General features: G+C 71.3%; 11 protein-coding genes and 1 pseudogene. 11 read left to right on the top strand and 1 reads right to left on the bottom strand.

What is annotated here, in order from left to right; translation table 11 throughout:
• Positions 1-45: 45 nt before the first annotated feature.
• From ABTX78_RS03660 to argF, 9 genes and pseudogenes are all read left to right on the top strand, one after another.
• On the top strand, positions 46-1215 hold the full coding sequence (locus ABTX78_RS03660) for an AAA family ATPase (protein WP_352205175.1): 1170 nt from the start codon (positions 46-48) through the stop codon (positions 1213-1215).
• Positions 1212-1544 carry a nucleotide pyrophosphohydrolase gene (locus ABTX78_RS03665; protein WP_352205176.1) on the top strand — a complete coding sequence of 111 codons (333 nt, stop codon included), beginning with the start codon at positions 1212-1214 and terminating at the stop codon, positions 1542-1544. The genes ABTX78_RS03660 and ABTX78_RS03665 overlap by 4 nt, the downstream gene beginning before the upstream one ends.
• 190 nt (positions 1545-1734) lie before the next feature.
• A pseudogene (locus ABTX78_RS03670) lies at positions 1735-2229 on the top strand (DUF6099 family protein); the annotation flags it as partial.
• 553 nt (positions 2230-2782) lie between these two features.
• Complete coding sequence (locus tag ABTX78_RS03675; protein WP_352205177.1) at positions 2783-3706, top strand: LLM class F420-dependent oxidoreductase; 924 nt, start codon at positions 2783-2785, stop codon at positions 3704-3706.
• Between the two features lie 5 nt (positions 3707-3711).
• On the top strand, positions 3712-4620 hold the full coding sequence (gene mmuM, locus ABTX78_RS03680; RefSeq protein ID WP_352205178.1) for a homocysteine S-methyltransferase: 909 nt from the start codon (positions 3712-3714) through the stop codon (positions 4618-4620).
• A gap of 246 nt (positions 4621-4866) precedes the next feature.
• On the top strand, positions 4867-6474 hold the full coding sequence (locus ABTX78_RS03685; RefSeq protein WP_352205179.1) for a 3' terminal RNA ribose 2'-O-methyltransferase Hen1: 1608 nt from the start codon (positions 4867-4869) through the stop codon (positions 6472-6474).
• Positions 6471-9026: a polynucleotide kinase-phosphatase gene (locus ABTX78_RS03690; protein WP_352205180.1), complete on the top strand. Its 2556-nt coding sequence runs from the start codon at positions 6471-6473 to the stop codon at positions 9024-9026. Before ABTX78_RS03685 ends, ABTX78_RS03690 begins: the two co-directional genes overlap by 4 nt.
• 366 nt (positions 9027-9392) lie before the next feature.
• The gene (locus ABTX78_RS03695; protein ID WP_352205181.1) at positions 9393-10625 is read left to right on the top strand and encodes an arginine deiminase; all 1233 of its coding nucleotides are present in this window, start codon (positions 9393-9395) and stop codon (positions 10623-10625) included.
• Between the two features lie 62 nt (positions 10626-10687).
• Positions 10688-11713: an ornithine carbamoyltransferase gene (argF, locus tag ABTX78_RS03700; RefSeq protein ID WP_352205182.1), complete on the top strand. Its 1026-nt coding sequence runs from the start codon at positions 10688-10690 to the stop codon at positions 11711-11713.
• 18 nt (positions 11714-11731) lie between these two features.
• Here the strand turns inward: argF and ABTX78_RS03705 are convergent, their stop codons facing one another.
• Complete coding sequence (locus ABTX78_RS03705; RefSeq protein ID WP_502993750.1) at positions 11732-12166, bottom strand: ATP-binding protein; 435 nt, start codon at positions 12164-12166, stop codon at positions 11732-11734.
• A 273-nt stretch (positions 12167-12439) separates the two neighbouring features.
• On the opposite strand from ABTX78_RS03705, the gene ABTX78_RS03710 reads away from it, so the two are divergent.
• Together ABTX78_RS03710 and ABTX78_RS03715 are read left to right on the top strand one after the other, a co-directional pair.
• Positions 12440-13267, top strand: a complete 828-nt coding sequence (locus ABTX78_RS03710; protein WP_352205184.1) for an enoyl-CoA hydratase family protein — start codon at positions 12440-12442, stop codon at positions 13265-13267.
• Between the two features lie 146 nt (positions 13268-13413).
• The gene (locus ABTX78_RS03715) at positions 13414-15732 is read left to right on the top strand and encodes a bifunctional salicylyl-CoA 5-hydroxylase/oxidoreductase (RefSeq protein ID WP_352205493.1); all 2319 of its coding nucleotides are present in this window, start codon (positions 13414-13416) and stop codon (positions 15730-15732) included.
• Position 15733 lies beyond the last annotated feature (1 nt).

The raw sequence follows: 15733 nt of genomic DNA on the forward strand, positions 1-15733 counted from the left end.
AGGCGGAACGGTTCGGCGTGTCGAGCGCTGCGTACCGTCCGGTTCATGACCACCAGCAGCCCGCTCACCGGCCCTGATTCCGTGCCGGCCGGAGCGTCCAGTGCTCGCCCGACCGTCACCGAACTGAGGCTGTCCGCCTTCCGCAAACACCGGGGAGCGACGTTTCCGGTCGCCCCGCTCACGCTCATCGCCGGACCGAGCGGCAGCGGCAAGTCCACTGTCCTGCAGGCCTATGAGGCGCTGGCGCGGCTCGGCGCGGGCGACGAACTGGACGAGACGTTCCCGGACCCGGCGGCCTGCGTACCGGAGTCGGCGGGGCCCGACGCACAGGGACGGCGGGGATTTCGCATCGGCTGCACCGTCGACGGTCCCGCGGGCCCGGTACGGCTCGACCTCGCCGTCCAGGCGGAACCCGAACTGCGCATCGTGGGCGAGCGGTTGACCTGCGGCCGCCAGACCCTGCTCACCACCGCGCTGCGCGACCCGGGTCGGGCCACGGTCCAGGCGGCCTGGCACACCGCCGGATCCGTGTCCGTGACCCGGGCACCGCTGCCCGGCGACCGGCTCGGCACAGCGCTGCTGCCCTTGCGCGTGGCAGGCAAGACGGACGGCCAGTTACGCGTGCTCGCCGCAGCCGAACAGGTGGTGGTCGCGCTGCGCTCGGTGTTCGCCTGTGACCCGCAGCCGTACGGCATGCGCCGGCCGGTGCCGGCGGGGGAGGGCAGGCTGCGACGGGGCTGCGACAACCTCGCCGAAGTGCTGCACCGCACACGCAGCGAGTGCGCCAAGCGGCACGCGCGGCTGGCCGCGGCGGCCCGCACGGGATGCGCCGGGGACGTGGCGGATCTGGCCGTGGAGGAACTGGGGGACGGGACGGTACGGGCTCTGCTCGGCCGGGGCGAGGGGCGGGACGCGACACCCGTGGGGCGGCTGGGGGAAGGCGAGTTGAGGTATCTGGGACTCGCGCTGGTACTGCTCACCGGGCCCGGTGTGCTCGCGATGGACCAGGCGGCGGAGGTGCCGTCCGCGTATCAGTCCCTCACTGTTCTCGCCGACGGCTTCGACCGTTGTCTCGACCCGCGGCAGGCACGCGAACTGACCCTCCTGGCCGCGGAGATGACGGCCCGCGGACACGTACGGCTGACGGGGGCCGTCGCCGATGCGGGCTTCGCGCGCGGGGTCGAGGGCGTGACGGTGGTAGATCTGGTCCCGTGACGAGACACGATGGACTGGATGTGGCCGGGTTGCAGCGCAGGCTCGCCGAATTCGCTCAGGCGCGCGGCTGGGAGCCGTACCACACCTCGAAGAATCTGGCGGTGGCGCTCAGCGTCGAGGCGGCCGAACTGGTGGAGATCTTCCAGTGGTTGACGCCCGAGGAGTCGGCGCGGGTGATGGACGACGAGGAGAAGGCGCACCGGGTGCGCGACGAGGTCGCCGATGTGCTGGCATACCTGCTCCAGTTCTGCGAAGTGCTCGGTGTGGACGCGCTGTCGGCGCTCTCCGACAAGATCGACCGCAATGAGATCCGTTTCCCGGTGAAGTGAACTCCAGGTGGAATGAGAAGGTCCGAGAGCCTGTTGATCATGCGTCTGTCACTCTCCGGAGTTGTCTACTTATCCACAACCGCCTTCCTGTCCACAGATTTCCGAATTCCTCTGGCGTTCAGGCTCAACCGCCTTCACTCTGGGTAATGAACTGAGAGGGCAGTAAGTCGTACGAACGGGGGCGGCGTTCATGGACGCGGAGCGGCTCATCGACGCGAGTCGACATGCCTTGGCGCAGAGCAGGGAAGTGCCGGACATCGTGGCGGAGGCCTGGCAGGCCCAGGCCCTCGCTCAGGCGATCGGAGACAGGCTGGCGGCCCATGGGCCGCTGGAGGTGAGAGGCGAGGCGCGCGGACTCAGCGAGATCGGCGGAAGCAGCGGTTCGGCACTGGACCACCCGGCCGTCCGCAGCGCCGGGATCAGAGCCGCGCAGCTCTCCGGGGTGGCCGACGCGCGGGGGACGCTGGTCGGACTCGGCGCGCTGCTGGCCGATGTGGGGATCGCCCTGGTCGGTGTGGCCTGCGGCACCGACGAGGAGGGTCTGTACTGGCAGTGCATCGAGGCCATAGACGCGGCCGACGAGTCGAACGACCGGGTGCGCGGGATGCTGCGCCGGCTGACGGCGCGGGAAGCGGCGAGACCGCCTGATGCGCTCAGAGGGAGAGCGGGGCCTGCGGCCACCCCGTCCGCTCGGAATACCTCGCCGGCTGAGCGCACCACGAATTCGTCGGGGTCCGGTCCGCCGTGGCCGGGTGGCGCGTCGGGGCAGGCGGGACCGCCCACGCCGCCCGGGAGGCCCGGGCGGTCGGAGCTGCCGGGCGCGCCAGGGACGTCAGGTCCGTCAGGGACGTCGGGGGCGTCCGGGCCGGTGGTCGTGCCGGACGCGGTGGACTCGGCGGCGGGTACATCGTGACGGGTGCGGGTGCGGGTGCCGGGTGCGGCGCGGGTTCGGGTGACTGAGGCGGCTCGGGTGCGGAGGTCGGGCCCGGCGTAGGCCGGGGTGTCTGAGGCGGCTCGGGTGCGGAGGTCGGGCCCGGCGTAGGCCGGGGTGCGGGGCGCGGCGCAGGCCTCGGTTCGGGTGCCGTGTGCGGCGGGGGTTCGCGTGCCGGTACGGGTGCCGATGCCGGGGTGCCACGACCGGTCCTGTGTTCCCGGGCATGGTGTTCACCCGACCGTGGCAGGGCGGGCCAGGCCGTGACGGTGGGGTTGACTCACCCTCGAAGGTGCAGGATGGATGTATGGATCTTCGAATCTTCACCGAGCCCCAGCAAGGGGCGAGCTACGACACCCTGCTGACCGTTGCCAAGGCGACCGAGGACCTCGGCTTCGACGCCTTCTTCCGCTCCGACCACTATGTCGCCATGGGCTCCGCCGACGGGCTGCCCGGGCCCACCGACGCATGGATCACGCTGGCCGGCCTCGCCCGCGAGACCAGCCGCATCCGGCTCGGGACCCTGATGACCGCGGGCACCTTCCGGCTCCCGGGCGTGCTGGCCATCCAGGTCGCCCAGGTCGACCAGATGTCGGGCGGCCGGGTCGAGCTGGGCCTGGGCGCCGGCTGGTTCGAGGAGGAGCACAGGGCCTACGGCATCCCCTTCCCCAAGGAGAAGTTCGCGCGGCTGGAGGAGCAGCTCGCGATCATCACCGGACTCTGGGCGACGGAGGTCGGCAAGACGTTCTCGCACACGGGCCGGCACTACCAGCTGACCGATTCGCCCGCGCTGCCCAAGCCGGTCCACGGCAAGGTCCCGGTGCTGATCGGCGGACACGGGGCGACCCGCACCCCGCGGCTCGCCGCGCAGTACGCCGACGAGTTCAACATCCCCTTCGCCTCCATCGAGGACAGCGAGCGGCAGTTCGGCCGGGTCCGCGCCGCCGCGGAGGCGGCCGGGCGCGCCCCCGGCGACCTGGTGTACTCCAATGCCCTCGTCGTCTGCGTGGGCAAGGACGACGCGGAGGTGGCCCGCCGAGCCGCCGCCATCGGCAGGGACGTCGACGAGCTCAAGGCGAACGGCCTGGCCGGATCGCCCGCCGAGGTCGTCGACAAGATCGGCCGGTACGAGGCGATCGGCGCGTCCCGGCTCTACCTCCAGGTCCTCGACCTGCACGACCTGGAACACCTGGAGCTGATCTCCGCACAGGTCCAGTCCCAGCTGAGCTGATCCCTGTGCAGCCCGCCCGTTCGCTCGCCGCCGCCCTCGCCGAAGGCACCGTCGTCCTCGACGGAGGCCTCTCCAACCAACTGGAGGCCCAGGGCTGCGATCTGTCCGACGACCTCTGGTCGGCCAGGCTGCTCGCGGACGACCCGCAACAGATCGAGGCGGCCCATGGCGCCTACGTCCGGGCGGGCGCGCAGGTCCTCATCACCGCCGCCTACCAGGCGTCGTTCGAGGGCTTCGCCCGCCGGGGCGTGGGCCGTCACGAGGCGGCGGAGCTGCTCGCCCGCAGCGTGCGGCTGGCCCGGGCAGCGGCCGAGTCCGCGGACAACGAGGTGTGGGTGGCCGCATCGGTCGGGCCGTACGGCGCGATGCTCGCCGACGGGAGCGAGTACCGCGGGCGGTACGGGCTGTCCGTGCGGGATCTGGAGCGCTTCCACCGGCCGAGGATCGAGGCCCTGGCCGAGGCAGGGCCGGACGTCCTCGCGCTGGAGACGGTGCCGGACCTCGACGAGGCCGAGGCGCTGCTGCGCGCCGTCGAAGGCTGCGGGATTCCCGTGTGGCTGTCGTACACCGTCTCGGGTGACCGGACCCGGGCCGGTCAGCCGCTGCCAGCCGCCTGTGAACCGGCTGCCGGGCACGACCAGGTGATCGCGGTGGGCATCAACTGCTGCGAGCCGGACGACGCCGGCCGCGCTGTCGAGCAGGTGGCCGCGGTGACCGGAAAGCCCGTCGTGGTGTACCCCAACAGCGGGGAGCGGTGGGACGCCGGTGCACGGCGATGGCGAGGAGGACCGACCTACGATCCCGCCCGCTCACCGGACTGGTCGGCGTCGGGCGCCCGTCTGATCGGCGGTTGCTGCCGAGTCGGTCCCGACACGGTCGCCCGCGTCGCCGCTCTCACGCGTGGTCGAGGCTGAACCCCGGACCGGTGGGTCATGACCGGACGACCGTCGCATGCAGATCTCATAGGCGCGCCGAAGGGCCGGGGACAACCGGTGATCGCGCATCCCGACCCCCGGCGCCCGACGTCAGCACAAGTGCGTTCCGGTCCGCCGTCGCCGTCGCCGTCGCCGTCGTCGTACCCGTCGTCGTCCGCGTAGTCCGCTTCCGGATGACGAGGAATTCCCTGGTCGGGGCCGGTGAATGCGGCCATACTCGGACGGGTGTTCCTGACGATCAGCACCACCGGCACCCCAGAGCGTCCCGCGACCGACCTCGGCTTTCTGCTGCACAAGCATCCCGACAAGGCGCAGACGTTCTCCACCTCGCACGGCACGGCGCACGTCTTCTACCCCGAGGCGTCCGCCGAGCGGTGCACTGTCGCGCTCCTTCTGGAGGTGGATCCGGTGGCGCTGGTGCGGCGCGGCAAGGGCAAGGGCCGTGGCGGCGCGCCCGACGCGGCGCTCGCGCAGTACGTCAACGACCGCCCCTACGCCGCGTCCTCGCTGCTCTCGGTCGCCATGACGACCGTGTTCAAGAGCGCCCTGCGCGGCGTGTGCGCCGCGCTTCCCGGGCGGGCCGAGGCACCTCTGCCGCTGCGGATCGACGTGCCTGCCATGCCCGCGCGCGGTGGCGCGGAACTGGTGCGCAAGCTGTTCGGGCCGCTGGGCTGGACCTCGGTGGACGCCCGGCTGGTGGCGCTGGACGAGCAGTTCCCGCAGTGGGGCGACTCGCGCTACGTACAGCTGGTGCTGGAGGGGGACCTGCGGCTCTCCGACGCGCTGCGGCAGCTGTATGTGCTGCTGCCGGTGCTGGACGACGCCAAGCACTACTGGGTCGCGCCCGACGAGGTCGACAAACTGCTGCGGGCGGGCGAGGGCTGGCTGGCCGAGCACCCGGAGCAGAAGCTCATCACCAGCCGCTATCTGTCACGGCGCTGGGGGCTGACCCGGCAGGCGATGGAACGTCTCGAACTGGTCCGCCTCGCCGAGGCCGACGACCTCGAGGTGGAGGCGGTGGACAACGCCGTCGACGAGACGACCGACACCGACGAACGGCCAGCGCCGCTCGCCGTGCAGCGGCGGGACGCGATCCTCGAAGCGCTGCGCGCGGCCGGTGCGAGCCGGGTGCTCGACCTGGGCTGCGGGCAGGGCCAGTTGGTGCAGGCACTGCTCAAGGACGTGCGCTTCACCGAGATCGTCGGGGTCGACGTGTCCGTACGAGCACTGACCATCGCCGGGCGGCGGCTGAAGCTGGACCGCATGGGTGAGCGCCAGGCCGCTCGCGTCCGGCTGACGCAGGGCTCACTCACCTATACCGACAAGCGGCTGGCCGGCTACGACGCGGCCGTTCTCAGCGAGGTCATCGAGCATCTCGACCTGCCGCGGCTGCCCGCCCTGGAGTACGCGGTGTTCGGGTCCGCCCGGCCGCAGACCGTGATCGTGACCACGCCGAACGTCGAGTACAACGTCCGCTGGGAGACGCTGCCCGCCGGACATGTCCGCCACGGCGACCACCGCTTCGAGTGGACGCGCGAGGAGTTCCGCGGCTGGGCGACGGGAGTCGCCGAACGCGACGGCTACAGCGTCGTGTTCGTCCCCGTCGGGCCCGACGACCCCGAGGTCGGACCGCCGACCCAGATGGCCGTGTTCACCAGGAACGACGGCAGGAGCGACACCGGGAACGACCACGGCAGCACGAGCGACGCCGACACCGACAGCGGCGGCAGATACGACGCCGGGAACGACCACGGCAGCCAAAGCGAGACCCACAGCAGAGACGACGCCGGGAACGACACCACCGGGACCGAGAAGGAGGCGAAGGCCGCATGACCACGACCAGTACCACCGCCGCGCCGGCGAAGCGCGTGCTCCCCGTCACCGACCTGTCCCTCGTCGTCCTCATCGGCGCCACCGGGTCGGGCAAGTCGACGTTCGCCCGCAGGCACTTCAAGCCCACCGAGGTCATCTCCTCCGACTTCTGCCGGGGACTCGTCGCCGACGACGAGAACGACCAGAGCGCGAGCGGCGACGCCTTCGACGTCCTGCACTACATCGCGGGCAAGCGGCTCGCCGCCGGACGGCTGACCGTCGTCGACGCCACCAGCGTGCAGTCCGAGAGCCGTCGACAGCTCGTCCAGCTGGCACGGCAGCACGACGTGCTGCCCATCGCGATCGTCCTCGACCTCCCGGAGGACGTGTGCGCCGAACGCAATGCCGCACGTCCCGACCGTGCCGGTATGCCGCGGCACGTCATCTCCCGCCACCGGCGCGAACTGCGGCGCTCCTTGCGCGGCCTGGAGCGCGAGGGCTTCCGCAAGGTCCACATCCTGCGCAGCGTGGAGGAGGTCGAGGCCGCCGAAGTCGTCCTGGAGCGGCGCTACAACGACCTCACCCACCTGACGGGGCCATTCGACATCATCGGTGACATCCACGGCTGCAGTTCCGAGCTGGAGACGCTGCTCGCCTCGCTCGGTTACAGCGACGGCGTGCACCCCGAGGGGCGTACGGCCGTGTTCGTCGGTGACCTGGTCGACCGCGGTCCGGACAGTCCCGGCGTCCTGCGCCGGGTGATGTCCATGGTCGCCTCCGGCAACGCGCTGTGCGTGCCCGGAAACCACGAGAACAAGCTCGGCCGCTACCTCAAGGGACGCAACGTCCAGCACACGCACGGACTGGCCGAGACCATCGAGCAGCTGGACAAGGAGGACGACGCGTTCCGGGCGCGGGTGCGGGAGTTCATCGACGGTCTGGTCAGCCACTACGTCCTGGACGGGGGCAACCTGGTCGTCTGCCACGCAGGCCTGCCCGAGAAGTACCACGGGCGCACCTCCGGCCGGGTCCGGTCGCACGCCCTGTACGGCGACACGACCGGCGAGACCGACGAGTTCGGACTGCCCGTGCGCTATCCGTGGGCCGAGGACTACCGGGGACGGGCCGCTGTGGTCTACGGCCACACCCCGGTCCCCAGCACCTCATGGATCAACAACACCATCTGCCTCGACACCGGGGCGGTGTTCGGCGGCAAGATGACGGCCCTGCGCTGGCCCGAGCGCGAACTGGTCGACGTACCGGCCGAGAAGGTCTGGTACGAGCCGGTCAGGCCCCTGCTCACCGAGGCGCCGGGGGGACGCGAGGGCCGGCCGCTGGATCTCGCCGACGTCCAGGGACGCCGGGTCGTGGAGACCCGGCACATGGCACGGATCGGTGTGCGCGAGGAGAACGCCGCGGCCGCGCTGGAAGTCATGAGCCGTTTCGCCGTCGACCCTCGGCTGCTGGCCTATCTGCCGCCGACGATGGCACCGACGGCCACCTCGAAGACGGAGGGCTTTCTGGAGCACCCCGTCGAGGCGTTCGCGCAGTACCGCGCGGACGGTGTCGAGAAGGTCGTGTGCGAGGAGAAGCACATGGGTTCGCGGGCGGTGGCCCTGGTGTGCCGCGACGCCGCGGCCGCGCGCGAGCGGTTCGGGGTCGAGGGACCGACGGGCGCCCTGCACACGCGTACCGGCCGGCCCTTCTTCGACGACCCGGCGGTCACCGAGGAGATCCTGGAGCGGCTGCGGACAGCCGTGACCGAGGCGAGGCTCTGGGACGAGCTGGACACGGACTGGCTCCTGCTCGACGCGGAGCTGATGCCCTGGTCGCTGAAGGCCTCGGGGCTGCTGCGTTCGCAGTACGCGGCGGTCGGCGCCGCGGCCCGGTCGGTCTTCCCGGGCGCCACGGCCGCCCTCGAAAAGGCGGTTGCGCGCGGCATCCCGGTCGACGGCCTGCTCGCCACGCAGCACGAACGGGCCGACGACGCGGCCGCGTTCACCGACGCGTACCGGCGCTACTGCTGGACGACCGAGGGGCTGGAGGGCGTGCGTCTCGCACCGTTCCAGATCCTCGCCGTGCGGGGGCGTTCACTCGCGGCCGTGCCGCACGACGAGCAGTTGGTCTGGCTGGACCGTCTGGTGGAGCACGACCCCACGGGTCTGCTCCAGGTCACCCGCCGGCTCGTCGTGGAGACGGCGGACGCGTCCTCGGTCGCCTCCGGGGTCGACTGGTGGCTGGAGATGACGGGGCGGGGCGGCGAGGGGATGGTCGTCAAGCCGCTCGGTGCGCTGGCCCGCGACGGGAAGGGCCGCCTGGTGCAGCCGGGCATCAAGGTCCGCGGGCGTGAGTACCTGCGGATCATCTACGGCCCCGAGTACACCCGCCCGGAGAACCTGGAGCGCCTGCGCGGCCGGTTCCTGAACCACAAGCGTTCGCTGGCGCTGCGGGAGTACGCGCTCGGGCTGGAGGCACTGGACAGGCTGGCCGACGGGGAGCCGCTGTGGCGGGTCCACGAAGCGGTGTTCGCGGTGCTGGCGCTGGAGTCGGAGCCGGTGGACCCGCGGCTCTGACCTCCCGCGGGTCGCGGGCCGGGCCGGCCCGGCGGCCGGATCTGCCGCGCCGGCCGGTCCGGGGTCCGCCGCCACAGCGGCCCCCGGACCCGCACCCCGCGGGCGAGCCGGAACACGAGCGAGCCCGTACGACGGCCTACGGGTGTCCGTACGCGCGGGGTGCCGGGGTGTGTCAGAACCCGTACGACGGTCTGCGGGTGTCCATGCGCGAGGGTGTGCCGGAACCCGTACGACCGTACGCGGGTGTCCGTGCGCGCGGGCGAGCCGCCGTCGAAATGCCCGATGCGGCGGCGGCAAACATCAGGATTCATCGTTTGACTGGCCATTCGCCGGGTGAACGGCGCATTGCGCGGTGAGGATGAGGACATGGGATTCCACGTCGACTCCGAGACCGGGCGGCTGCGCCGGGTCATACTGCACCGGCCCGACCTCGAACTGAAGCGCCTCACCCCCAGCAACAAGGACGCGCTGCTCTTCGACGACGTGCTGTGGGTGCGTCGAGCCCGCCACGAGCACGACGGGTTCGCGGACATACTGCGTGACCGCGGGGTGGAGGTGCACCTCTTCGGCGATCTGCTGCGCGAGTCGCTGGACATCCCCGAGGCACGCAAGATCGTGCTGGACCGGGTCTTCAACGAGAAGGAGTACGGTCCGCTCGCCACCGACCACCTCAGGGTCGCCTTCGACGAGTTGCCGACTCCCGATCTCGTCGAGGCGCTGGTCGGCGGGATGACCAAGCGGGAGTTCCTCGCCGGACACCCCGAGCCGACGTCCGTCCGCTTCCATGTGATGGACCTGGACGACTTCCTGCTCCACCCGCTGCCCAACCATTTGTTCACCCGGGACACGTCCGCCTGGATCTACGACGGGGTCTCGATCAACGCCATGCGCTGGCCGGCCCGGCAGCGCGAGACGGTCCACTTCGAGGCGATCTACAAGTACCACCCGCTCTTCACGAGCTCGCAGGCCGGACCGTTCCACCACTGGTCGGAGGGGCAGGACGACTACCCCTCCACCATCGAGGGCGGGGACGTGCTCGTCATCGGCAACGGCGCGGTGCTGATCGGGATGAGCGAGCGCACCACGCCGCAGGCGGTGGAGATGCTCGCGCGGGGGCTGTTCGCCGCCGGGTCGGCCCGCACGATCGTGGCGCTGGACATGCCGAAGAGACGTGCCTTCATGCACCTCGACACCGTGATGACCATGGTCGACGCGGACACCTTCACGCAGTACGCGGGTCTCGGCATGCTGCGCTCGTACACCATCGAGCCCGCGGACGGTTCGAGCGGTCTGAAGGTGAGCGACCATCCTCCCGAGCACATGCACAGCGCGATCGCCGCGGCGCTGGGACTCAAGGAGATCCGCGTCCTCACGGCGACCCAGGACGTGCACTCGGCGGAGCGCGAGCAGTGGGACGACGGCTGCAACGTTCTCGCGGTGGAGCCGGGTGTCGTCGTCGCGTACGAGCGCAATGTCACCACCAACACACATCTGCGCAAACAGGGCATCGAAGTGATCGAGATCCCCGGCAGCGAACTGGGGCGGGGCAGGGGCGGGCCGCGCTGTATGAGTTGTCCCATCGAGAGAGATGCCGTATAGCAATACAAGCTCTCGTATATACTTCCACGGTCACCGCTTTTCGCGACCCAGGAGCAGCCGCCATGGCCATACATCTCGAAGGCCGCCACTTCCTCAAGGAGCTCGACTTCACCGCGGAGGAGTTCCGCGGCCTGGTCGAGTTGGCCGCCGAGCTCAAGGCTGCCAAGCGGGCCGGTGCCGAGGTGCAGCGGCTGCGCGGGAAGAACATCGCGCTGATCTTCGAGAAGGCCTCGACGCGTACCCGCTGCGCGTTCGAGGTCGCGGCGGCGGACCAGGGCGCCGCCACGACGTACATCGACCCGGCGGGTTCCCACATCGGCACCAAGGAGTCCGCCAGGGACTCCGCCCGGGTTCTCGGCCGGATGTTCGACGCCATCGAGTTCCGCGGTGACGCCCAGGCCACGGTCGAGGAACTGGCGCGGTTCGCCGGGGTCCCCGTCTACAACGGCCTCACCGCGGACTGGCACCCCACCCAGATGCTCGCCGACGTGCTCACCATGGTCGAGCACAGCGGCAAGCCGCTCGGGGAGATCTCGTACGCCTACCTCGGCGACGCCCGCTTCAACATGGGCAACTCCTATCTGGTCACCGGCGCTCTCCTGGGCATGGACGTACGGATCGCCGCACCGCGGGCGTACTGGCCGGCCGACGAGATCGTGACCCGTGCCCGCGCGGCCGCCGAGTCCAGCGGTGCGCGCATCACGCTGACCGAGGACATCGCCGAGGGCGTACGGGGCGCGGACTTCGTCGCCACCGATGTCTGGGTGTCCATGGGGGAGCCCAAGGAGATCTGGGCCGAGCGCATAAAGGCGCTGGCGTCGTACGCGGTGACCATGGACGTGCTGCGGGCGACGGGCAACCCGGAGGTGAAGTTCATGCACTGCCTGCCGGCGTTCCACGACCTCGGCACCTCGGTCGGCCGGGAGATCCACGAGACGTACGGTCTGGCCGAACTGGAGGTGACGGACGAGGTGTTCGAGTCGGAGCACTCCGTCGTCTTCGACGAGGCCGAGAACCGTATGCACACGATCAAGGCGGTCCTGGTCGCCACGCTGGCGGGACCCGCCGGCGCCGGACTCCCCGGATAGTCATGCGGGGAGAGCGCGTCAGGTCCGCGACGGCAGCGTGAACCAGACGGCCTTGCCCTCCGCGGTCGCCCGGTGCCCGCAGTCCGAGCTCAGGGCCCTTATCAACAGCAGGCCGCGCCCGTGCTCCTGCCACGGGTCCGGCTCACCGCCCGGCACGGCGATCCGGCACAGATCCCCGGGCGGCGCCGGGTCGCCGTCGTGGACCTCCACCTGGCAGCCGCCCGCGAGCAGCTCCACCACCAGCTCTATGGGCGACTCGCTGGGGGTGTGCTCCACGGCGTTCGCGACCAGCTCGGCGGTCAGCAGCTCCGCCGTGTCACTGTCCGCCGACGCCTCGATCTCCGCCAGCGCCGTGCGGATCAGGGCACGCGCCATGGGCACCGCTGCCGTGGTGTGCGGCAGGGCGATGCGCCATGAGGCGGGGCCGGAGGCTTCGAGCAAGGCAGGGTCCATTCAGGGGTGGCTCTGGGTGGGGCCGTTCACGAGGTGAGGTCCTGCCCTCCACCATAGGAATCGCGGCTGCGCGAACAAGGGGCGCAGGCCACCCTGGTCAGGACCTGTGTCACAACCGCTACAGGACCATTGCCCTGTCACGCCAGGACTGTCGCCGACATCACAGTCTCGGTGTCCCCCGGTCCGGCGTATAGCGCACTCGTGACGGCAGTCACGTATGGGTGATAGCTTCGAAGGGCAGGCAGGACCGCCGGCCGAGGGAGGCACCACTCCATGAGCCCGTTTCCCAGCTCAGCGCCGCGCGCGGACGCATGGCGTCATCTGCGCGTCACCACGGAGGACGGTATCGCGACGGTTACGCTCGCCCGGCCCGAGAAGCTGAACGCCCTCACCTTCGGCGCCTACGCCGACCTGCGTGATCTGCTCGCCCAGCTGTCGCGCGAGCGCTCCGTGCGGGCGCTGGTGCTCGCCGGCGAGGGGCGTGGCTTCTGCTCGGGCGGCGACGTCGACGAGATCATCGGCGCGACGCTCTCCATGGACACCGCACAGCTCCTCGACTTCAACCGGATGACCGGGCAGGTCGTCCGGGCCATCCGCGAGTGCCCCTTCCCGGTGATCGCGGCGGTCCACGGGGTCGCGGCCGGCGCCGGCGCGGTGCTCGCCCTTGCCTCGGACTTCCGGGTGGCCGACCCCTCCGCCCGGTTCGCGTTCCTGTTCACCAAAGTCGGGCTCTCCGGCGGAGACATGGGCGCCGCCTATCTGCTGCCGCGCGTCGTCGGTCTCGGGCACGCCACCCGGCTGCTGATGCTCGGCGAGGCGGTGCGCGCGCCGGAGGCCGAACGCATTGGACTGATCAGTGAGTTGACGGACGAGGGACACGCGAACACCCGCGCGGCCGAACTCGCCCGCCGCCTCGCCGACGGCCCTGCACTGGCCCTCGCCCAGACCAAGGCGCTGCTCACCGCCGAACTGGACATGCCGCTCGCCGCCTCCGTGGAGCTCGACGCCTCGACGCAGGCCCTGCTGATGAAGGGCGAGGACTACGCGGAGTTCCACGCGGCCTTCACCGAGAAGCGCCCGCCGAAGTGGCAGGGCCGGTGAACCCCGCGGAAACGGCAGGGCCGGTGAACCCGGCGGAAGCGGCAGGGCCGGTGAACCCGGCGGAAGCCGTAGGACCCGCGAACCCCGCCGACGGCGGTCCGGAACCGCGCGCCGCCGCACGCTCCGCCGGCCCCGCCGGGGATCCGCTGCCCGGGACGGGCCCCACGGGCACCAGCACCGGCTCCGGCCCGCGCCCCCTGCGCGTCGCCGTCATCGGCGGTGGACCCGGCGGTCTGTACGCCGCCGCCCTGCTCAAGCGGCTCGACCCCGCCCGCGACATCACCGTCTGGGAACGCAACGCCCCCGATGACACCTTCGGCTTCGGCGTCGTCCTCTCCGACGAGACCCTCGGCGGCATCGAGCACGCCGACCCCGTCATCTACCGAGCGCTCCAGGACGAGTTCGTCCGCTGGGACGACATCGACATCGTCCACCGCGGCCGCACGCTCACCTCCGGCGGCCACGGATTCGCCGCGCTGGGCCGGCGCAGACTGCTGGGGATACTGCACGAGCGCTGCGAGTCCCTCGGGGTACGGATCCACTTCCGCACCCCCGCGCCCCCCGCCGCCGAACTCGCCGCCACGCACGACCTCGTCATCGCGGCCGACGGGGTCAACAGCCTCACCCGCGAGGCACACGCCGACGCCTTCGTGCCCCGGATCACCACGCACCGGTGCCGCTACATCTGGCTGGCCGCCGACTTCGCCCTCGACGCGTTCCGCTTCGAGATCGCCGAGACCGAGCACGGCGCGATGCAGCTCCACGGCTACCCCTTCTCGTCCGACGCCTCCACCGTCATCGTCGAGATGCGCGAGGAGGTGTGGCGGGCAGCGGGGTTCGACGCCTGCGACGAACAGGAGTCCACCGAACGCTGTGCCAAGATCTTCGCCGACGCTCTCGACGGCCGGCCGCTGCGGAGCAACAACTCCGCCTGGATCGCCTTCCGCACGGTCGTCAACGACCGCTGGTCCCACGGCCGTACCGTGCTGCTGGGCGACGCCGCGCACACCGCCCACTTCTCCATCGGCTCCGGCACCAAGCTCGCCGTCGAGGACGCCCTCGCCCTCGCCGCCTGCATCGACGAGCAGCCGACCCTCGACGAGGCACTGGCCGCGTACGAGACCGAGCGCCGGCCGGTCGTGGAGTCGACCCAGCGGGCGGCCGCCGCGAGCCTGCGCTGGTTCGAGGAGCTCGGCACCTATCTCGGCCAGCCGCCACGGCAGTTCGCCTTCAACCTGCTGACCCGCAGCCGCCGGGTCACCCACGACAACCTCCGGCTGCGCGACCCGGCGTTCACCGACGACGTCCAGCAGGATTTCGGGTGTCCGCCCGCCACGCCCCCCATGTTCACTCCGTTCCGGCTGCGCGGCCTCGAACTGCGCAACCGGATCGTCGTCTCGCCGATGGACATGTACTCCGCGACGGACGGGCTGCCCGCCGACTTCCACCTCGTCCACCTCGGCGCACGGGCCCTCGGCGGTGCCGCGCTGGTCATGACCGAGATGGTGTGCGTGAGCGCGGAGGGCCGCATCACGCCCGGCTGTACGGGCCTGTACACCGAGGACCACACGACGGCCTGGCGCCGCATCACCGACTTCGTGCACGACCGGTCGCCTGGCACGGCCATCGGTGTGCAGCTGGGCCACTCCGGCCGCAAGGGGTCCACGAAGCTCATGTGGGAGGGCATCGACGAGCCGCTGCCCACCGGCAACTGGCCGCTCGTCGCCGCCTCACCCCTCTCGTACCGCCCGGGCGTCAACCAGATCCCGAGGGAACTGGACAGCGCGGGCCTCGCGGACATCCGCGAACAGTTCGCGGACGCGGCCCGCCGGGCCGTCCGCAGCGGCTTCGACCTCCTCGAACTCCACTGCGCGCACGGCTATTTGCTGTCCGGGTTCCTCTCGCCGCTCACCAACCACCGCACGGACGCGTACGGCGGATCGCCGGAGAACCGGCTCCGCTTCCCCCTCGAAGTCTTCGACACCGTGCGGGACATCTGGCCCGACGACCGGCCCATGACGGTGCGCATCTCCGCCACCGACTGGGCGGCCGGCGGCACCACAGCCGAGGACGCGGTGGAGATGGCCCGGGCGTTCGTCGCGCACGGCGCCGACGCGATCGATGTCTCCACCGGACAGGTCGTCGCCGAGGAACGTCCCGAGTACGGCCGCTCGTACCAGACGCCGTACGCCGACCGGATCCGCAACACCCTCGGGGTGCCGGTCATCTCGGTCGGAGCGATCTCCTCCTGGGACGACGTCAACTCGCTGCTGCTGGCCGGCCGCGCGGACCTCTGCGCCCTGGCCCGCCCCCACCTCTACGACCCGCACTGGACGCTGCACGCGGCGGCGGAACAGGACTACACGGGCCCGGGCGCGCCCTGGCCGCTGCCGTACGGCGCGGGCAGCCGCAAGCCCCCGGCGGGCCGCACGGACGCCCCCAAACCGAGGCTCACGCTGCGCTGAG

This window comes from Streptomyces sp. NPDC096193, assembly GCF_040302905.1.
In the GTDB taxonomy this organism is placed as follows: domain Bacteria; phylum Actinomycetota; class Actinomycetes; order Streptomycetales; family Streptomycetaceae; genus Streptomyces.

Excerpts from the sequence above, each read along its gene's own strand:
- ABTX78_RS03660 (WP_352205175.1), top strand. The coding sequence starts at position 46 with ATGACCACCAGCAGCCCGCTCACCGGCCCTGATTCCGTGCCGGCCGGA.
- ABTX78_RS03675 (WP_352205177.1), top strand. The coding sequence starts at position 2,783 with ATGGATCTTCGAATCTTCACCGAGCCCCAGCAAGGGGCGAGCTACGAC.
- ABTX78_RS03690 (WP_352205180.1), top strand. The coding sequence starts at position 6,471 with ATGACCACGACCAGTACCACCGCCGCGCCGGCGAAGCGCGTGCTCCCC.
- ABTX78_RS03695 (WP_352205181.1), top strand. The coding sequence starts at position 9,393 with ATGGGATTCCACGTCGACTCCGAGACCGGGCGGCTGCGCCGGGTCATA.
- argF (WP_352205182.1), top strand. The coding sequence starts at position 10,688 with ATGGCCATACATCTCGAAGGCCGCCACTTCCTCAAGGAGCTCGACTTC.
- ABTX78_RS03705 (WP_502993750.1), bottom strand. The coding sequence starts at position 12,166 with ATGGACCCTGCCTTGCTCGAAGCCTCCGGCCCCGCCTCATGGCGCATC.
- ABTX78_RS03710 (WP_352205184.1), top strand. The coding sequence starts at position 12,440 with ATGAGCCCGTTTCCCAGCTCAGCGCCGCGCGCGGACGCATGGCGTCAT.